Here is a 17,930-nt window from a genome sequence, read left to right on the forward strand (position 1 = left end):
CTTACTGACTATAGCAGTCCGTAGAAAAAATCAGGGCGCGACCGGTCGGCCGGTGCGGCGATCGAGACAGCGCAGGGTATTGGCTTCCCAGTAAGCGTTGACGTTATAGCTCTTTTCGCAGGCGTCGCGGATATCGAAGGCGCGATCCGCTTTATCGAACTCTTTCTCTACGCGAGTGTTCACCTTATGGCGCAGCTGTTGCGTCTCATTCCATTGCTCTTTGCTCTGGCGCGCCGCTTCATTACTGGCGGCGTTGTTGCCGTCTTCAATAATCAGGCGGCTGGTATTGGCGCTGGCCTGCACGGCGGTCAGCATCGCGCTGCCGGCCAGCAGCGCGGCGAACAGGGTCGGAAACAATTTTTTCATCGTCTTTTCCTTCGGTTAATGCCTGGCGCGCAGGGATGGTTCAGGGTTGCGGCAGACAGGGCTTAGTATATCATCGCGCTTTATTTGCTCACCAGTGGTGGGCGATCTGTTTATCTTTGCGAGAGGATCCCATGCTGATCAAAACCGCGCTGCTCTTTTTTCTCACCGCCATCGCAGAGATTGTCGGCTGCTTTTTACCCTGGCTCTGGCTGAAAAAGAACGGCTCCGTCTGGCTGTTATTGCCTGCCGCGCTGAGCCTGACGGCCTTCGTCTGGCTGCTGACTCTGCATCCGGCGGCGAGCGGGCGCGTCTATGCGGCCTATGGCGGCGTTTACGTGCTGACCGCGCTGCTGTGGCTGCGCGTGGTGGACGGCGTGAGGCTCAGCGTATGGGACTGGAGCGGGGCGCTGGTGGCGTTTTGCGGCATGCTGATTATCGTGGCAGGCTGGGGGCGCGCCTGAGAGGAAGGCCAGCCCGACAGGCTGGCCTCCGGCTTCGTCAGGGTTTGTGCACTTTCAGGCCGGCCTGCGTCTGGCTCACCGGCATCATCTCAAGGGTGTTGATATTGACGTGCTTCGGCAGCGTTGCTACCCAGTACACCGCCTCGGTGACATCTTCCGCCGTCAGCGCCGTCGCGCCTTCGTAAACCTTATCCGCTTTTTCATCGTCGCCTTTGAAGCGCACGTTAGAAAACTCTGTGCCGCCGACCAGACCAGGTTCGATATCGGTTACGCGCAGCGCGGTGCCGTGCAGGTCGGTACGCAGGTTGAGGCTGAACTGGCGCACGAAGGCTTTGGTGGCGCCGTAGACGTTGCCGCCCGCGTAAGGCCAGTTGCCGGCGACGGAGCCGATATTGATAATGTGGCCGACGTCGCGCTCCACCATATCCGGCAGCAGGGCGCGAGTCATAAAGACCAGCCCTTTGGTATTGGTGTCGATCATGTTTTCCCAGTCTTCGACGCTGGCGCGATGCGCCGGCTCGATGCCGAGCGCCAGCCCGGCGTTATTGACCAGCACGTCGATATTGCGCCACTCGGCGGGCAGCGAGGCGACCGCTTCCTCGATTGCGGCGCGGTTGCGCACGTCAAGCTGCAGGGTATAGAGGTTCTCGCCCAGCTCCTCTTTCAGCGCCTGCAGGCGCTCGGCGCGGCGGCCGCTAGCAATCACTTTGTGACCTGTTTCAATGAATCGGCGGGTGATACTTTGCCCAAAGCCGGCCGTCGCGCCGGTAACAAAAATAATCATCTCACTGTTCCTTAACACGTTTTTCAGTTGACCTGTTTTCACCATACCACTTCAGCGGCACCGCTGCGCGACAAAAGCGCGCGCGGGCTGTAAAGGAATTTTTCAGCCGTTCCGCTGCGCTATTGTGGCGCGCGCTGCACCAAAGACGGGCAGGAGCGCGCGCGTCATCCGCGGCATTTTTTAAGCGCAGTTTGCCTGCCAGAGAGGCAACCGGTTGCGCATACGATACCGTTTTTACCGCCGAGGAAAAAATGCCTTTTTCACATAACATATTGAATAGCCGGGTTGTTCTGGCATGCAGGTTGCACTTTTAAGTCAGCTCTTCTGACTGTTAACCCTGTCCGTACGCGGAATAAAGGAAAAAGTATGCCATTAACCCTTACGGCCATTCGCGCCAGCTTTTTTGATTTTACCGATGTGGCGCGGCAGCCCGAGGAGATTATGGCGCAGGCGCGCTATATCGACGATGGCGTGCTGCTGCTGGAGGCGGGGCGTATCGTCGGGCTGCACGCCTGGGAGACGCTGCCGCATGCGCCAGACGATGTTTTCGATCTGCGCGGCCGCCTGATTGTGCCGGGCTTTGTCGACACCCATATTCACTATCCGCAGACCGAGATGATCGGCGCCTACGGCGAGCAGCTGCTTCAGTGGCTCAGCCACTATACCTTTCCGGTGGAAAGCCAGTATCACTGCGCCGATCACGCCGCCGCCATGTCCGCCTTTTTCCTGCAGCAACTGCTGGCGAACGGCACCACCAGCGCGCTGGTGTTCGGCACAGTGCATCCGCAGTCGGTGGAGGCGCTGTTCAGCGCCGCCGACGCGCTCGCTATGCGGCTGATCGCTGGCAAGGTGATGATGGATCGCCACGCGCCGGACGCGCTGCTGGAGACGCCGGAGCAGAGCTATGCCGACACGCGGGCGCTGATCGAACGCTGGCACGGGCGTGGTCGGCTCAGCTACGCGCTGACGCCGCGCTTTGCGCCCACCTCGACGCCGGCGCTGCTCGAAAAGGTGCGTCAGCTGCGTCAGGAGTATCCCGACGTCTGGCTGCATACTCACCTGAGCGAAAATCCGCAGGAGGTCGCCTGGGTGAAGTCGCTGTTTCCGCAGCATGACGGCTATCTTGACGTTTATCATCGCCATCAGCTCACCGGACGACGCAGCCTGTTCGCGCACTGTCTACATCTGGAGGATTATGAGTGGCAGTGTCTGCATGATACCGATTCCGCTATTGCCTTTTGCCCGACCTCGAACCTGTTTCTCGGCAGCGGGCTGTTCAACCTCAAGCGCAGCTGGCAGCAGGAGGTCAGGATCGGCATCGGCACCGACGTCGGCGCGGGCACCACCTTTAATATGCTGCAGACGCTCGGTGAGGCCTACAAGGTCGGGCAGCTGCAGCAGTATCGCCTCAGCGCGGCAGAGGCGTTCTATCACGCCACGCTTGGCGGCGCGCACGCGCTCGATCTGCACCCGCACATCGGCAACTTCGCGCCGGGCAAAGAGGCGGATTTCGTGGTGCTGGATCTGGCCGTCTCGCCCCTGCAGCGGCTGCGCATCAGCAACAGTAAGGATATCTGGGAGCGGCTGTTCGTGTTGATGACGCTCGGCGACGATCGCAACATCGCCGAGACCTGGGTTAACGGACGCGCGGTATGGCGGCGCGACGAGGCGAAAGCGTAGAGCTGAGTTGTTGCGGGCGCGGCAACCTGCCAGGATAAATCTTTGCACGGTAATCAGGAGTGAGGCATGAACGTCAGACAAAATCCGTTTTTTCAGGTAAGCACGCTGCCCTGGCAGGCGCCACCGTTTGATCAGATTCAGGAAGCGGACTTTCTGCCCGCGCTGCTGGCGGGTATCGAGGAGAAGCGCAAAGAGGTGCAGGCGATTGCGCACAATCCCGAGGCGCCCACCTTCGCCAACACTTACGAGGCGCTGGAGCGCAGCGGGCAACTGCTTGAGCGCGTCAATCTGGTCTTCGGCGCCATGACCTCGGCGAATACCAGCGATTATCTGCAGCAGGTCGATGAAGAGATCGCGCCGCAGCTGACCGCGCTCAACGACGAAATCGTTCTGAACAGCGCGCTGTTCGCCCGGCTTGACGCTGTCTATCAGCAGCGCGAGACGCTGGCGCTCGATCCTGAATCGCTGCGGCTGGTGGAGGTGACCTGGCAGCACTACCAGTTGTCGGGCGCCAGTCTGGAGGAGGAGGCCAAACAGCGGCTCATGGCGCTCAATCAGCAGGCGGCGCGCCTTAGCACGCGCTTTACCAATAAGCTGCTGGCCGCGACCAAAGCGGGCGGGCTGGTGGTGCAGCAGGCCGAGGAGCTGGCGGGCCTGAGTCCGGCCGATTTAGCGGTGGCGCAGGCGGCGGCGCAGGCGCGCGGGCTGGAGAACGCCTGGCTGCTGGTGCTGCAAAATACCACCCAGCAGCCTGCGCTGCAGGCACTGCGTTCGCGCGCGACGCGCCAGGCGCTGTTCGCCGCCTCGGTCGGCCGCAGCGAGAAGGGCGACGAAAACGACACCCGCGCGCTGGTGCTGGAGCTGGCTCAGGTACGGGCGCAGCAGGCGCAGCTGCTCGGCTTCGCCAGCTTCGCCGAATGGCAGCTGCAGGATCAGATGGCGAAAACCCCCGACGCGGCGTTCGCCTTTATGCGCCATATCGTTCCGGCCGCGCGGGCGCGCGCCGAACGCGAAGCGGCCGCCATCCAGCAGACCATCGACCAGCAGCAGGGCGATTTTACCCTGGCCGCCTGGGACTGGAGCTTCTATGCCGAGCAGGTGCGCAAAGCGCAATACGATCTCGATGAAAGCGAGATCCGCCCCTATTTCGAACTTAACAACGTGCTGGAGAAAGGGGTGTTCTGGGCGGCGAACCAGCTTTACGGCATCCGCGTCAGCGAGCGTCACGATCTGCCGGTCTACCATCCCGACGTGCGCGTCTATGAGATCTTCGATGTCGACGACGCGCCGCTGGCGCTGTTCTATACCGACTACTTTAAGCGCGACAATAAAGGCGGCGGCGCGTGGATGAGCAACCTCGTCAATCAGTCGAGACTGCTGGCGACGCGTCCGGTGATCTACAACGTCTGCAACTACACCCGACCGCCGGAAGGCGAGCCGGCGCTGCTCAGCTGGGACGAGGTGATTACCCTGTTCCATGAGTTCGGCCATACGCTGCATGGGCTGTTCGCCACCCAGCGTTATCCGAGCCTTTCGGGCACCGCTACGCCGCGCGACTTCGTCGAGTTTCCCTCGCAGTTCAACGAGCACTGGGCGAGCGAGCCGCTGGTGTTCCTTAACTATGCGCGTCACTACCAGAGCGGCGAGGCGATGCCGGAGGCGCTACACCAGAAGATCGTGCGCGCCAGTCGCTTCAACAAAGGCTACGACATGAGCGAACTGCTGGCCGCCGCGCTGCTGGATTTGCACTGGCACAGCATCAACGCCGGCGAGACGCCGCAGTCGGTAGAGGGCTTTGAGCAGCAGGCGCTGCAGAGCGACAATCTGGCGCTGACGGCCGTGCCGCCGCGCTATCGCTCCAGCTATTTCCAGCATATCTGGGGCGGCGGCTACGCAGCCGGTTATTACGCCTATATCTGGACGCAGATGCTGGCGGACGACGGCTATCAGTGGTTTGTGGAGAATGGCGGTCTGTCGCGCGAGAACGGCGACCGCTTCCGCCAGATGATCCTGTCGCGCGGCAACAGCAGCGATTTGAAACAGCTCTATGAAAACTGGCGCGGCGGCGAACCGCAGCTTGAGCCGATGCTGAAAAATCGCGGCCTGGCCGACTAATCTTCAGCGGGCGCAATGCCCGCTTTTTTATCCCAGCGGACCGCCCTCAATGGTTTCGCACATGCCTGCCAGCACGCGTTCGCCGGTTTCCTGACGCAGTTCCTGATACCAGGCCGCGGTTGCCGCGGGATCTTTGCCGTGGGTGACGTCGCAGCGCTTGCGCGCTTTCAGCACCAGATCGCGGGTGCGGCTCACGCGCCGCGCCTCATAGCGCTGCAGCGCATCCTCTATGCCCAGCGAGTGGGCAGCGAGGGAAGCGGCCAGCACCAGCGCATCCTCCATCGCCGCGCAGCCGCCCTGGCCAATGTCCGGCGTGGTGCTGTGCGCCGCATCGCCCAGCAGCGCGACGCGGCCGCTGACGAAGCGGCTAAAAGGATCGATATCGTGGATTTCGACGCGGTTGGTGGTGGCTGGATCGATGGCGTCGATAAGGCGCTGCACCGGCTGCGCCCAGCCCTGGAAGTAGCGGCGCAGGTCTGCTTTTACCGTGCTGCGGTCTTCCGCGAGGCCTTTCGGCAAAGGCACGTCAAAAAAGAAGTAGAAGCGGTTGCCGCTCACCGGCATCAGCGAGACGCGTTTGCCTTCGCCGACGAAGGTGGTCCACTGATCGTCGGGGGCCAGCGCTGCATCGATTTCCACCAGGCCGTTCCAGTTGACGTAGCCGGCATAGCGGCGTTCGACTTTTTCGCCCAGCACGCTCTGACGGATAACCGAATGCGCGCCGTCGGCGGCGATCAGCAGATCGCCCTGCGCGGTGGTGCCGTCTTCGAAGAGAGCGGTGACGCCGTGCTCATGCTGTTCGACCTGCGCTACGCGTTTGCCGAAGCTGACGCGTTCGCGTCCGTAACTGTCGATCAGCATCGCCTGCAGTTCGGCGCGCGCCACCGGCGAGGGGTATTCTCCGACCTGGCGCACCAGCGGTTCCATACTGAAACGCGTCAGGGTCGCGCCGCTGGCGTAATCCTGATAGGCCATAAAGGCCATATTGCCGCTCAGGGCGCGCAGCTGCGCTTTCAGCCCCAGCGCGTTCAGGCACTTCACGCCGTTCGGCCAGACAGAGATTGCGGCCCCCACCGGCTTCATCTCTTTTACCGCTTCAAATACTTCCGTTTCGATGCCCGCTTTTTCCAGCGCGAGCGCCGCGCTCATCCCGCCAATGCCGCCGCCAATTACAATCGCTTTCATATCTTTCTCCTTGTCGATGGAGCAGAGGCTGCAACTTTTGTACCAACCCCGCAGCACCCGTCAGGCGGGCCTTTGACACGTTCAGCGCGGCGAGGGCGCGCCAGCAGCAGGCACTGAGGCAACAGAAATGCTTCATTTTGGTGCTTAAGTGGGCAGGTGAATCTTTCGTTTCAGGCTGATAGCTGAAGTGTGACCGCCTGGCGCTTTTACGAGCGCGGCGCAGACGTTTGCCCGTTCGCCAGCCATACTTAGCCAGTATCGAATCCGGGGAGAGTCATAAAATGAAAAGTCGTTACATCATACTGCTGCTCACTGCCTTACTGCTGGGACAGAGCGCTAGCGCTCAGCCGACGGCCTCATCAGCAGCGCTGTTTAGCGGACGGGCGCCTATCGCTCAGCTGACGCCGGTAGCGGCGAAGTGCGATCTCGCCAGCTGTCAGCAGAACTGCTACGTTGAGCGCTCGCACTGCAATACGCGCGGCAACGGCTCCTGCAGCAGCCAGACGCAGATCTGCGTGCAGAACTGCGCCAGCCAGTGCAGATAACCTCCTAAACGGCAAATCAACGGGTTTGCCGTTTATTGATTCAGGTCAAACCGGCCAGCTGCCGTTTCCCTTTCCTGTTGACCATCGCCTAAAATAACGCTTTTGTGCTGCCTGAACCGGCGTTGCTGCCGGACAATCTTCGCGTCTTTTAGGGATATTATGACTTACGTTTATCTGTTTATCGCCATCGTGGCGGAAGTGATTGCGACCAGCAGCCTTAAGGCTTCAGAGTCCTTTACCCGGCTCTGGCCCGCAGTGATAACGCTGGTTGGCTATGCCATCGCTTTCTATTTCCTGACGCTGGTGCTGCGCACCATGCCGACCGGCATCGCCTACGCTATCTGGTCGGGCGTCGGCATCGTGCTGATTTCCGCGGTCGGCTGGGTGTTCTTCAAGCAGAAGCTCGATCTGCCCGCTATCATCGGCCTCGGCCTGATCATCGCCGGCGTGCTGGTAGTGAATCTTTTTTCCAAAACGGTGGGGCACTAAGGTAGTCTGTTTTACCTTTTCGGCAGTATCCGCGAGCTTATCCGCTACAGCCCCTCCTGTGGCAGCAGCGATCAGCGGTTTATTACCTTTGTCGCCACCGATCTGGAATTCGTCGGCATGGACGAAGATCAGGATGAGGTAATGACCACCGGCTGGTTTACCCGCACCGAAATCCGGCAGCTGATTGCTGATGGCGAGATACCCGACAGGCTGTCGCTGGTGCCGCTGCTGCTGATGCTGGCGGAGCCCGCGCGCTAAAAGGGCGACCGGCGCGGGTTACTGCGCCGCGCGATACTCCGCGATCAGGACGTTAACCAGTTCCGCCGCCGCCATTTCCCGCGCGCGGGGTGCGCCCTGGCCTGCCCACTGCGCGCCAAAGCCGTGCTCGCCCTGCGCCGCAGCCGCGGCGGCGAGCGCTTTGCCCAGCGAGTAGGCCAGCGGATAGGCCGGTATCGCCTCGCGAGAGACACCGCGCGTTGCGTGACAGAAGGCGTTGCTCAGGCAGCGCGCCGGCCGGCCGGAAATCGCGGCGGTCATTTCGGTCTCCCTGGCCGCGTCGCTTTTCAGGGCCGCGCGCCAGGCGGCGTTGGCGGCCGACTCGGGGCAGAGTAGAAAGGCTGTTCCCAGCTGTGCGCCTGCTGCGCCGAGCTTCATCATCGCGGCGATGTCGCTGCCGTCCATCATGCCGCCTGCGGCGATAACGGGAAGCTCGCACTCATTGCGGAGCGCCTCTACCAGCGTCCGGGTGTTCATCTGCGTATCCGCCTGATCAGGATCGAAAATGCCGCGATGGCCGCCTGCCTCAAAACCTTGTGCCACTACAAAATCGATGCCTGCAGCGGCAACCTGGCGCGCCTCCTCAACGGAAGTGACGCTGGCCAGGGTCAGGATGCTTTGTTTTTTCAGCCGGTCTATCACCCTTTGTTCCGGCAGGCCGAAATGAAAGCTTACCGCGGCGGGCGCAGCCTCAAGGAGCGGTTCGAGCAGCGGGGAGGCGGCGTTGAACGTCGGATAGATCTCGCTCAGCGCGGGCGGCGGCAGGGCGCCATACTGCGCAAACAGCGGCGCAAAACGCTCCAGCCAGGCGCGTTCGCGTTCGGCATCGCGCTGCGGCGGGGCATGACAAAAGAGATTCACGTTTACCGGCGCGGCGGTAAGCTGCCGCAGCCGGCTCAGCATGGCACTGGCCTGCGCCGGGTTAGCGGCGCCGAGGCTGATCGAGCCCAGCGCGCCCGCGTTGCTCACCGCGGCGGCCAGTTCGGGAGTAGATACGCCCGCCATCGGGGCCTGAATTAAAGGAAAAGTTATCTGTAACGCGCGGCAGAGTGGATTATCCATCTTCGCTCTCCTGCTGGTGGAATCGACTGCGGGCAGCATCGCGTCGCCGCCAGAGAAACGCAACTCCGGCGCTCAACTCTGCGCGTCAGGCAGCAAAAATTCGACTGGCGTAGCAGCCTATGCACCGTCGATAAGATAGATAACCGACGCTATAGCGAACAGAGAGAAGAAAATAACGCTTCATTTAGTTACAGCATACATGAATTTGTCTATAAAACCTACCATCAGCAACAGTGCAAATAGATGCGGCTTTACAGATAAGAAGGCTGGCTTATCCATCCGGAAGCACAGGGGCTTCCGGATAGTTGCGTCTGTCAGACGCCATGCTCCAGCCACGCCGTAATCTGCGTCACCATCGCCTGCGTCGAAATGCCATAGCGATCGTGCAGCGTTGGCAGCGCGCCTGCATCGAGAAAGGCGTCGGGCAGGGCGATCTGCCGGAAACGAGGCGTCACGCCGTGGCGCAGCAGCGTCGCCGCGATGGCTTCGCCCAGGCCGCCGGTAATCGAGTGGTTTTCCGCCGTAATCACCAGCCGTCCCGCGTTAACCGCTTCGCCGGCCTCGCGCAGTATCGTCGTCTCGTCCAGCGGCTTGATCACCGGAGAGTGCACCACGCCGACCTCAATGCCGCGGCTTTCCAGCTGTTCAGCCGCCTCTAACGCGCGCATCGTCATTAAGCCGCTGCTGATAATCACCGCATGTTTGCCTGAGCGCAGCCGCTGCGCTTTGCCGTGCTGATAACGATAGTCATACTTATCCAGCACCAGCGGCACCTTGCCGCGCAGCAGGCGCATATAGACCGGCCCCTGATGGTCGGCGATGGCCGGCACTACCTGGCTGATTTCCCGTGAATCGCAGGGATCGATAATCGTCAGGTTGGGCATGCCGCGAAATATCGCCAGATCCTCGGTCGCCTGATGGCTCGGACCGTAGCCGGTGGTGAGCCCGGGCAGGGCGCAGGCGATTTTCACGTTCAGGTTCTCTTCGGCGATCGCCATGCAGATAAAGTCATAGGCGCGACGCGAGGCGAACACCGCGTAGGTAGTGACGAAGGGCGTAAAGCCTTCGCGCGCCATGCCGGCGGCAGCGCTCATCAGCAGCTGCTCCGCCATGCCCATCTGAAAGAAACGGTCGGGGAAGGCGTCGGCGAAGAGGTGCAGATCGGTATATTTGCTCAGGTCGGCGGTTAAACCGACGATATCCTGACGCTGACGCGCCAGTTCCACCAGCGCATGACCAAAAGGCGCAGCTTCCGTCGACTGGCCTTCGGCGGCAATCGAGGCGATCATCGCCGAGGTAGTCAGGCGTTTTTTAACCGTTGAAGTGCTCATTTTATTCTCCCTGTTCCAGCGCAGTAAGGGCTTTATCCCACTCATCGGCATCGACGCGAATGAAGTGGGTTTTCTCCCGGGTTTCCAGGAAAGGCACGCCTTTGCCCATTCGGGTATCGCAAATAATCACGCTCGGCTGCGGCTGCGGCCAGTCGCGCGCGGCGTCAAAGGCGGCGACCAGCGCATCGATATCGTTGCCGTCCACCCGCTGCACATACCAGCCGAAAGCCTGCCAGCGCTCGACGATGGGTTCGAACGCCAGAATCTCGCTGCTGTGGCCGTCCGCCTGCTGGTTATTGACGTCGATAATCGCGATCAGATTATCGAGCCGCCAGTGCGACGCCGACATGGCGGCCTCCCAGGTCGAGCCTTCATTCAGTTCCCCGTCGGAAAGCAGGTTATAGACCCGCGAGGTCGAGCCCTTACGCTTCAGCCCCAGGCAGGCGCCAACCGCAATGCCCAGGCCGTGGCCGAGCGAGCCGCCGGTGATCTCCATACCGGGCGTATAGGCCGCCATGCCCGACATCGGCAGACGGCTCTCGTCGCTGCCGTAGGTCTCGCGTTCCGCTTCGGGAATTACGCCCGCCTCTAGCAGCGCCGCATAGAGGGCGATAGCGTAGTGGCCGATAGAGAGATAGAAACGATCGCGACCTTCCCATTCGGGATCCTCGGCGCGATAGTTCAGCGCATGGAAATAGCTCACGGCGAGCAGATCGGCGGCGCCCAGCGCCTGACCGATATAGCCCTGGCCCTGAACCTGGCCCATCAGCAGCGCATGGCGACGAATGCGCGTGGCGCGCTGCCGCAGGGTCAGCGGCGCCGACGAAGTAAGGGTATGCATAAAACCTCCTGATTAACGATTAACGTCCGCTGCCCGAATACGCAGCACGCAGAGCGCGCCGAGCAGCAGAACCGCAGCGATGAAGTACATGCCCGATGCGGGCGAGCCGGTCAACGTGGTAATGGAGCCGATAAGCCAGGGCGAAAAGAAGCCGGCGAGATTGGCGATGCAGTTCACCGCCGCGATGCCCGCGGCGGCAGAGACGCCGCCCAGCAGATTGGTCGGCAGCATCCAGAACAGCGACGAGGCGGAGAGAATGCCCGCCGCCGCCAGGCAGAGAAAGAACAGCGACAGCGTGACGCTGTGGCCGAGCAGAGTCGCCATCGTCAGGCCTGCCATGCCAAGCACCATCGGCACGATAAGGTGCCAGCGCCGCTCGCGATGTCGATCGCCGCTGCGGCCCGCCATCAGCATAAACACGATGGCGCACAGATAGGGCAGACTGGTGAGCAGGCCGATATGCAGCGGCTCGCGGATGCCGGCGTTTCTCACCAGCGTCGGCAGCCAGAAGGTCAGGGCGTACTGACCCATTACCACGCAAAAGTAGATCGCCGCCAGCGTCCAGAGGCGTTTGTCCGCGACAAACTCTTTAATAGTGCCGTGATGCGACTTTTGCTGGTTATCCTCATCCAGATCGGCGCGCACCATGCGTTTTTCGCCTTCATCGAGCCAGCTCGCCTGTTCGACGCGATCTTTCAGCACCACCAGCACCACAAACCCCATCAGAATGGTCGGGATCGCCTCCAGCATGAACATCCACTGCCAGCCGGCCCAGCCGTGCGATCCGGCGAAGGTTTCCATAATCCAGCCGGAGAGCGGGCCGCCGATCATGCCGGAAAGCGGAATGGCGACGAACCAGAGCACCGTCATGCGCGCCCGACGGTGAGCGGGAAACCAGTAGGTGAGATAGAGCAGCAACCCGGGCGCCAGTCCGGCTTCGGCCACGCCCAGCAGGAAGCGCAGCAGATAGAACTGCCAGGCGGTCTCGACAAAGGCGAAGGCGCCGGAGATCAGGCCCCAGGTGATCATAATGCGGGCGATCCAGCGGCGCGCGCCGACGCGATGCAGGATCAGGTTGCTGGGCACCTCAAAGAAAAAGTAACCGAGAAAAAAGATCCCGGCGCCGAGGCCGTAGACCGTTTCGCTCAGCGAGAGATCGTCCATCATCTGCAGCTTGGCGAAGCCGACGTTGACGCGATCCAGATAGGCGCAGAGGTAACACAACATTAAGAACGGCATCAGGCGCCAGGCGATTTTGCGGTAGGCGCCGTCGCGCGCAGCGACCGCCGCACCGATATTCAGCGTTGTCATGATTATCACTCCGGGAGTGAACCAGCAGCCTGGCTGCTGGAGAAAAAGGGACGATCAGTGGATCAGCATGCCGCCGTTCACGTCTAAAGTGACGCCGGTGAGGTAGCTGGAGAGATCGCTGGCGAGAAACAGTGCGGCGTGCGCCACGTCGTCAGCCGCGCCGAGACGTCCGAGGGGAATCGAATCGATAATGGCGTGACGGCGCTCGTCGTGCAGCAGTCCGCCGGTGATATCGGTCTGGATTAGGCCGGGCGTCAGGGCATTGATGCGGATCTGAACCGGCCCGAACTCGCGCGCCATCGCTTTGGTCAGGCCCAGGACGCCCGCCTTCGCGGCGCTGTAGTGCGGACCGCCGAAGATGCCGCCGCCGCGCTGCGCCGATACCGACGAGAGACAGACGATGCTGCCGCCGCCCTGACGCTGCATCGCAGGGATCACCGCCTGCGACATCAGTAACGTGCCGCGCAGGTTGACATCCAGAATGCGGTTGTAGTCTTCAAGGCCGATCTCCAGCGTTTTCACCGGTTGCGTAATGCCGGCGTTATTCACCAGCACGTCGATGCGGCCATACTCCTTCAGAACCTCAGCGACGGCGCGCTGAATCGCCTCAGCGTCGGTGACGTTGGCCGCAAGGCCCAGATGGCCGGATCCCAGCTCTAGCGCGGTGCGCTGCGCTGCCGCTTCATCAAGATCGAGCACCACCACGCGCGCGCCATGGTGAGCGAAGCAGGCGGCCGTAGCGCGTCCGATACCGCGCTGAGACGCGGCGCCCGTAATAATCGCAACTTTCTCTTTCAGCAACATAACTGACTCCAGATTCTTTTTTTATAGGGTTCGGTATCGCTACCGGCAGGGTTCATCCTCAGCATCAGAAATAGCGCTCAAAGTGGCAATGCAAAAAAATTCATTTGATGCTGAATGAAATTGTTGGTTTGATACAGTTAACAATTTTAAATGTTTAAAACGGACATAAATCACAAAATCGTGAGCGGGAATAGTTATGGAAAAGCCAGTCAGCCAGCTCCCTTCATTAAAATCGCTGCGCGTCTTTGAAGAGGTCGCGCAATCAGGAAACGTGGCGCGCGCGGCGGAAAAATTAAATATCACGCCCTCGGCGGCGAGCCACCAGCTGGCGAAACTGGAAAAAGAGCTGGGCTCGATTCTGTTCCACCGATCGGCGAAAGGGGTAGCGTTAACCCTGGCGGGCGAGCGCTATTTAGCGGAGATTCGGCCGCTGATCCTCAGCCTGACGCAGGCGACGGCGCGGCTGCGCAATGAGAAAGATCGCAGCGCGCTGCGCATTCACTGCGCGCCCAGTTTTGGGCTGCTATGGCTGCTGCCGCGTATTCATCAGTTTCGCGAAGCGCACCCGGACATACAGGTTTCGCTTTCCTGCTCTTATGAAAACTTATCTTTCAGCCGCGATAATATCGATATTGCGGTACGCCACGGCTTTCCGGAATGGAAGGCGTTTGAAATAAAGACGATTCGCCATGAAAAAATGTCGGTGCTGGCGTCGCCAGACTATCTGGATAAATATCCGCTGCGGATGCCGGACGAATTAAATAACCACGCGCTGATCCTTTCTGAATCGCCGTTAATTCAGTGGCCACAGTGGTTCGCCACGCAGCAATTGCCGCAGCCAACCCAGGAGTGGCTGTTTCGCTTCGACCGATCCTATATGAGCCTGGAGGCGGCGATGCTCGGCCACGGGCTCATCTTCGAAAGCGAACTGCTGGCCGCCGACTATCTTCGCAGCGGCAAACTGGTCAGGGTATTTGACGAGGCTATGAGCCTGCCGGTGAGCGCCCATCACCTGGTTTATCCGCGCGGCTATGCGCAGTTCCCGCGCGTCAGCTACTTTTTGCAGTGGATTCAGGCGCAGCTGGACGGCTGAGAAGTTTGCTGCTGGAGATTTTAGTTAAGTCAGCATTAAAGTATGATGCGATGGTTTTATAACCATTGAGTTCATGAGGGATTATGACCACGGGATTTTTTCTGTATCACCTGGATAAAACTACCTGCGGGGGACGCATACTTTCCGGCGCGGCTGACAACACCTATGAAACGGGCGGTTTGGTCAGGCAGCAAGTCAGGGAGGGCGACCCGGTAACCTGTGGGAAACATGAGGGGCGGTTTCGCGTATGCGGTGGGATGGGGGACACTTATTCGGTCAATGGTGCAACAAAGGAGTGGGCAGGCTCATTAGATAGCTATAGTTCTTGCCCATGTCGCGCACGGTTCATCCCGTCAGTCCAGACACACACCTATGAAAGCGATTGTAACGCCGGGCGTGTAGCTGAACGGGCAGAGACTGCGAAGCGAAAAGCGCGGCAGTCAGGACCGGAACAGCGTGCTCAGGCGGCGAAGAAGAAACGGGAAATAACGTTGACCATCGGCGTGTTTTTTGACGGTACAGGAAACAATACAGCGAATACCGCCGCTCGTCAGGGTGCCTGTACTGGTGAGCATTTCGGGATGAATGATGCAGAGTCTACGTCTGCGTTAGAACAGTGTATCCAGCAAAATCACGGGGTAAGCGGTATCGCAGCGGGAAGCTATCTGGGGTATTACAGTAACGTTCACTGGCTCAATACGCTTTACTCTACTGATTTTCCTTCACACGCTGAACAGGGACAGCAAACGATTTATATAGAAGGTATTGGTACGGAAACCAATGCAGGCGACAGCACTTACGGGATGGGCACAGGCCAGGGTGATACTGGCGTGTTGAGAAAAACGGACAAAGCAGTTGCGGCATTGACTTCGGCGATCAAAGACTATTTAGCCAAGCCATCTGAAACTAACGTTATGGCCGTCAGGGAATTACAGTTTGATATTTTTGGCTTCAGCCGCGGCGCAGCGGCGGCACGTCATTTTGCCAACCGAATATTCAGTCAGGATAGCGCTATAGTCGCTGCGATTAATGCTGGGCTGGATGGGATTGCATTTTCAGGTACGCCCGGCGGTAAAACTCGCTTTCTGGGTATATTCGATACGGTAGCGGCCATCGGCACGCCGGTCAACGGCCTGAATCCCCACAGCGCCGATAGCGGCGATGTCAATCTGGCGCTGCGTCCGGGCATCGCGGAGAAGGTGTTTCATATCACCGCGCAGCACGAATGTCGGTTCAACTTTGCCTTGAACAGCGTAAAACCGGCGTGGCCGGAGCTGGCTCTGCCCGGCGCGCATTCCGATATCGGCGGCGGTTATAACCCCGACGAGCACGAAGCCTGTTTCCTTACCCGCCCTGTGTTCGAAACGGTGTCGCTTTCTACCCCCGATACGAAAACGCGGGTTTACCAACAGACGTGTGAGCAACTTGAGGTGATGGAGGACTATCCGGCGATAGCGCCGCTGCTGAATGCGGTGGAGGTGAATATTGATACATGGCATGACGAAAGGATGCCCGCTGACCATTACGGGACTTTGCAGAAACGCAGCGCTGCCGCGCTGGTTATAGATCGGCCCACCCGTAACGACTGGTCGAAGGTGGCATTACGGGTCATGCTGGATGCAGCGCAGGATGCAGGCGTCATCTTCGATCCCATTTTGCCTAAAGACAACAATCTGTCGCTTCCGCCTGAACTGAACAGCCTGTGTGAAAAAGCGATTGTAATGGGCCGAGCCGCCCGAAGCGGTCGGCCTGCCATCGGCTTTACCACCCCGGAAATCCTGATGCTGGCTGAAAAATATATCCACTGCTCAGCTAACTGGAACAGTGTGCTGAGAGATGAACAGAAGAGGATCAGCGGCGCGGTCAGGCCGGCAAAACTGGTGATGTTCACCAACCGACCAGACGATCGCTGGCAGCGTACGGTTTACGATATGGATGGAAATAAAATATGGAAATAATCCGTGCGGCCTGGCTTCTGCCGTTACTGGCTCTGACGGCCTGTCAGGGAAAATCTTTACCTGGTAACGTTGCTCAAACCGACACGCCCAAAGAATGGTGGTTTAATTTTTTTACCCCCAAAGCGCTGCCTGCAGTGGTGACGTTCGCTGTGGTTCAGGACGTGGATGGTCAGGTTTATGAGTTCAATACGCTCGACAGTACAAGAACGCTCAATGGAATCGTCGGTGAGTGGAACGATAGCGCACGGACACTTAACGGCCACTGGAATCACGTTAAACGTCCACCCAGGCATATTATTTTTTGCTGGGATTCGATTATCGATAAAAAAGTGTATGAGACGGTGCTGACTCTTCCAAAAACCATTCTGGACAAAATGCTCATACCGAGCGACAGGGGTTACCAGAAGAGGGATGAGTATTATCGTGCTGTGCAAATCGGCCTGGCCCCGGAGGGAAAAGCGGCCGTTTGGGTGAGTGGCGTTGCTCGGGGAGAGCCTAATTATCGCATCACCCCCTCAGTCCTGAAAACCTTATCAGGAGATAAGCTGGCCATTTGCAAAGGAATAACGCGATTTTCTCACGGCTATGAGTATGGCGAAGATACGAAGAACTTTATCAAAGGTAAAAAATATCCTTACGGGCGTTGGTGATCCACTTGCTGAACCCGATGGGATCTTCCGGGATCCTTTGGCGCTCATTAGTCGACTGGAATACTTTCTCTTTTTCAGGCGTCGCAGCCGCGATATCTGATAGCCTCGACAAAAGCAGCGAAGGCGGAAGAGGTGTTGCGTCGGTTGGGATAGTAAAGGTGATAGCCTTCGAACAGCGGGCTCCAGTCGGCGAGCACTTCAATCAGGCGGCCTGCCTCGATATGGGGCCGCGCCATATGCTCCGGCACACAGGCCAGGCCAATGCCATCCAGCGCGCCGTTCAGCACATGGATAATGCTGTTGGATAGCAGCGGGCCGTTTACCCGAATCGTTAACTTGCGGCCCGCTTTTTCAAACTCCCACGCGTAGACGCTGCCGCCCGGCGAGTGGCGGATATTGATGCAGCGGTGCGTCGTAAGATCCTGCGGAACAACCGGAACCGGATGCGCCTGAAAATAGGCGGGCGTGCCGACCACCGCCAGCCGCCAGTCGGGCCCGAGGCGCACCGCAATCATATCGCGGCTGATCGACTCTCCCAGCCGAATACCAGCATCGAAACGTTCGGTGACGATATTGGTAAAGCCGTAGTCAATGCAGATTTCCACGCTGATATCGGGATAGCTGGCAAAAAAGGCGGGCAGCGCAGGGCGCAACAGGATCTCGGCGGCATCGTCGGAACAGGTGATGCGTATATTGCCGGCCGGGGTATTGCGTAATTCGCCAATGCGCGCAATTTCGCTGTTGATCTGTTCGAATAACGGCGCCACGGACTGCAATAAACGTTCGCCCGCTTCCGTCGGCGCGACGTTGCGCGTGGTGCGCGCCAGCAGGCGCACGCCGATACGCTCTTCCAGATTGCGAATGGTATGGCTGAGCGCAGACGGACTCAAACCCAGACCTGCCGCTGCTTTGGTAAAACTCTGCTCGCGCGCCACAGCAATAAATGCCTGAATATCATTCATCTTATCCCGTCCTTATT

General features: G+C 59.6%; 18 protein-coding genes and 1 pseudogene. 9 read left to right on the plus strand and 10 right to left on the minus strand.

Annotation, left to right across the window (positions count from 1 at the left end; all coding sequences use genetic code 11):
• Nucleotides 1-30: 30 nt before the first annotated feature.
• On the minus strand, nt 31-366 hold the full coding sequence (locus PVE98_RS10135; RefSeq protein ID WP_096073152.1) for a DUF1283 family protein: 336 nt from the start codon (nt 364-366) through the stop codon (nt 31-33).
• Nucleotides 367-500: 134 nt separating this feature from the next.
• Here PVE98_RS10135 and PVE98_RS10140 point away from each other — a divergent pair, with 134 nt between their 5' ends.
• Nucleotides 501-827 carry a YnfA family protein gene (locus PVE98_RS10140; RefSeq protein WP_033747993.1) on the plus strand — a complete coding sequence of 109 codons (327 nt, stop codon included), beginning with the start codon at nt 501-503 and terminating at the stop codon, nt 825-827.
• 37 nt (nt 828-864) lie between these two features.
• Here the strand turns inward: PVE98_RS10140 and ydfG are convergent, their stop codons facing one another.
• Both ydfG and PVE98_RS10150 read right to left on the minus strand, forming a co-directional pair.
• Entirely contained in the window at nt 865-1,611 is a 747-nt protein-coding gene (gene ydfG / locus PVE98_RS10145; protein ID WP_033747192.1) for a bifunctional NADP-dependent 3-hydroxy acid dehydrogenase/3-hydroxypropionate dehydrogenase YdfG, read from the minus strand.
• Between the two features lies 1 nt (nt 1,612).
• The gene (locus PVE98_RS10150; protein ID WP_096073151.1) at nt 1,613-1,882 is read right to left on the minus strand and encodes a hypothetical protein; all 270 of its coding nucleotides are present in this window, start codon (nt 1,880-1,882) and stop codon (nt 1,613-1,615) included.
• A gap of 95 nt (nt 1,883-1,977) precedes the next feature.
• Here PVE98_RS10150 and guaD point away from each other — a divergent pair, with 95 nt between their 5' ends.
• Both guaD and dcp read left to right on the plus strand, forming a co-directional pair.
• Nucleotides 1,978-3,291, plus strand: a complete 1,314-nt coding sequence (guaD, locus tag PVE98_RS10155) for a guanine deaminase (RefSeq protein WP_096073150.1) — start codon at nt 1,978-1,980, stop codon at nt 3,289-3,291.
• Nucleotides 3,292-3,357: 66 nt separating this feature from the next.
• A complete protein-coding gene (gene dcp, locus PVE98_RS10160; protein ID WP_096073149.1) occupies nt 3,358-5,406 on the plus strand; it encodes a peptidyl-dipeptidase Dcp in 2,049 nt (682 codons plus the stop codon).
• 27 nt (nt 5,407-5,433) lie between these two features.
• On the opposite strand, the gene hpxO is transcribed toward dcp, so the two are convergent.
• Nucleotides 5,434-6,591: an FAD-dependent urate hydroxylase HpxO gene (gene hpxO, locus PVE98_RS10165; protein WP_096073148.1), complete on the minus strand. Its 1,158-nt coding sequence runs from the start codon at nt 6,589-6,591 to the stop codon at nt 5,434-5,436.
• Nucleotides 6,592-6,872: 281 nt separating this feature from the next.
• Here hpxO and PVE98_RS10170 point away from each other — a divergent pair, with 281 nt between their 5' ends.
• From PVE98_RS10170 to PVE98_RS10180, 3 genes and pseudogenes are all read left to right on the plus strand, one after another.
• Entirely contained in the window at nt 6,873-7,136 is a 264-nt protein-coding gene (locus tag PVE98_RS10170; RefSeq protein ID WP_096073147.1) for a hypothetical protein, read from the plus strand.
• Between the two features lie 156 nt (nt 7,137-7,292).
• Nucleotides 7,293-7,625, plus strand: a complete 333-nt coding sequence (locus tag PVE98_RS10175) for an SMR family transporter (RefSeq protein ID WP_187143677.1) — start codon at nt 7,293-7,295, stop codon at nt 7,623-7,625.
• A gap of 27 nt (nt 7,626-7,652) precedes the next feature.
• Nucleotides 7,653-7,883, plus strand: a pseudogene (locus tag PVE98_RS10180) (NUDIX hydrolase); the annotation flags it as partial.
• Nucleotides 7,884-7,901: 18 nt separating this feature from the next.
• On the opposite strand, the gene PVE98_RS10185 reads toward PVE98_RS10180, so the two are convergent.
• From PVE98_RS10185 to PVE98_RS10205, 5 genes are all read right to left on the minus strand, one after another.
• Nucleotides 7,902-8,963, minus strand: a complete 1,062-nt coding sequence (locus tag PVE98_RS10185; protein WP_096073145.1) for a nitronate monooxygenase family protein — start codon at nt 8,961-8,963, stop codon at nt 7,902-7,904.
• 314 nt (nt 8,964-9,277) lie between these two features.
• Nucleotides 9,278-10,294 carry a transketolase family protein gene (locus PVE98_RS10190; protein WP_096073144.1) on the minus strand — a complete coding sequence of 339 codons (1,017 nt, stop codon included), beginning with the start codon at nt 10,292-10,294 and terminating at the stop codon, nt 9,278-9,280.
• Nucleotide 10,295: 1 nt separating this feature from the next.
• Nucleotides 10,296-11,135, minus strand: coding sequence for a transketolase (locus tag PVE98_RS10195; protein WP_096073143.1), 840 nt, complete (start codon nt 11,133-11,135; stop codon nt 10,296-10,298).
• A gap of 12 nt (nt 11,136-11,147) precedes the next feature.
• Nucleotides 11,148-12,446, minus strand: coding sequence for an MFS transporter (locus PVE98_RS10200; RefSeq protein WP_033790033.1), 1,299 nt, complete (start codon nt 12,444-12,446; stop codon nt 11,148-11,150).
• 54 nt (nt 12,447-12,500) lie between these two features.
• Nucleotides 12,501-13,250: a glucose 1-dehydrogenase gene (locus PVE98_RS10205; RefSeq protein ID WP_313619390.1), complete on the minus strand. Its 750-nt coding sequence runs from the start codon at nt 13,248-13,250 to the stop codon at nt 12,501-12,503.
• A 196-nt stretch (nt 13,251-13,446) separates the two neighbouring features.
• On the opposite strand from PVE98_RS10205, the gene PVE98_RS10210 reads away from it, so the two are divergent.
• From PVE98_RS10210 to PVE98_RS10220, 3 genes are all read left to right on the plus strand, one after another.
• Nucleotides 13,447-14,343, plus strand: a complete 897-nt coding sequence (locus PVE98_RS10210; RefSeq protein WP_033790029.1) for a LysR substrate-binding domain-containing protein — start codon at nt 13,447-13,449, stop codon at nt 14,341-14,343.
• An 83-nt stretch (nt 14,344-14,426) separates the two neighbouring features.
• The gene (locus PVE98_RS10215; RefSeq protein ID WP_407568481.1) at nt 14,427-16,301 is read left to right on the plus strand and encodes a phospholipase effector Tle1 domain-containing protein; all 1,875 of its coding nucleotides are present in this window, start codon (nt 14,427-14,429) and stop codon (nt 16,299-16,301) included.
• The gene (locus tag PVE98_RS10220; RefSeq protein WP_096073140.1) at nt 16,292-16,951 is read left to right on the plus strand and encodes a DUF2931 family protein; all 660 of its coding nucleotides are present in this window, start codon (nt 16,292-16,294) and stop codon (nt 16,949-16,951) included. Before PVE98_RS10215 ends, PVE98_RS10220 begins: the two co-directional genes overlap by 10 nt.
• A gap of 74 nt (nt 16,952-17,025) precedes the next feature.
• Here PVE98_RS10220 and PVE98_RS10225 read toward each other — a convergent pair whose 3' ends face one another.
• Nucleotides 17,026-17,913, minus strand: a complete 888-nt coding sequence (locus PVE98_RS10225) for a LysR family transcriptional regulator (protein WP_096073139.1) — start codon at nt 17,911-17,913, stop codon at nt 17,026-17,028.
• Nucleotides 17,914-17,930: the final 17 nt, after the last annotated feature.

The organism is Pantoea sp. GABEPS69, from assembly GCF_045780835.1.
GTDB lineage: Bacteria > Pseudomonadota > Gammaproteobacteria > Enterobacterales > Enterobacteriaceae > Pantoea > Pantoea septica.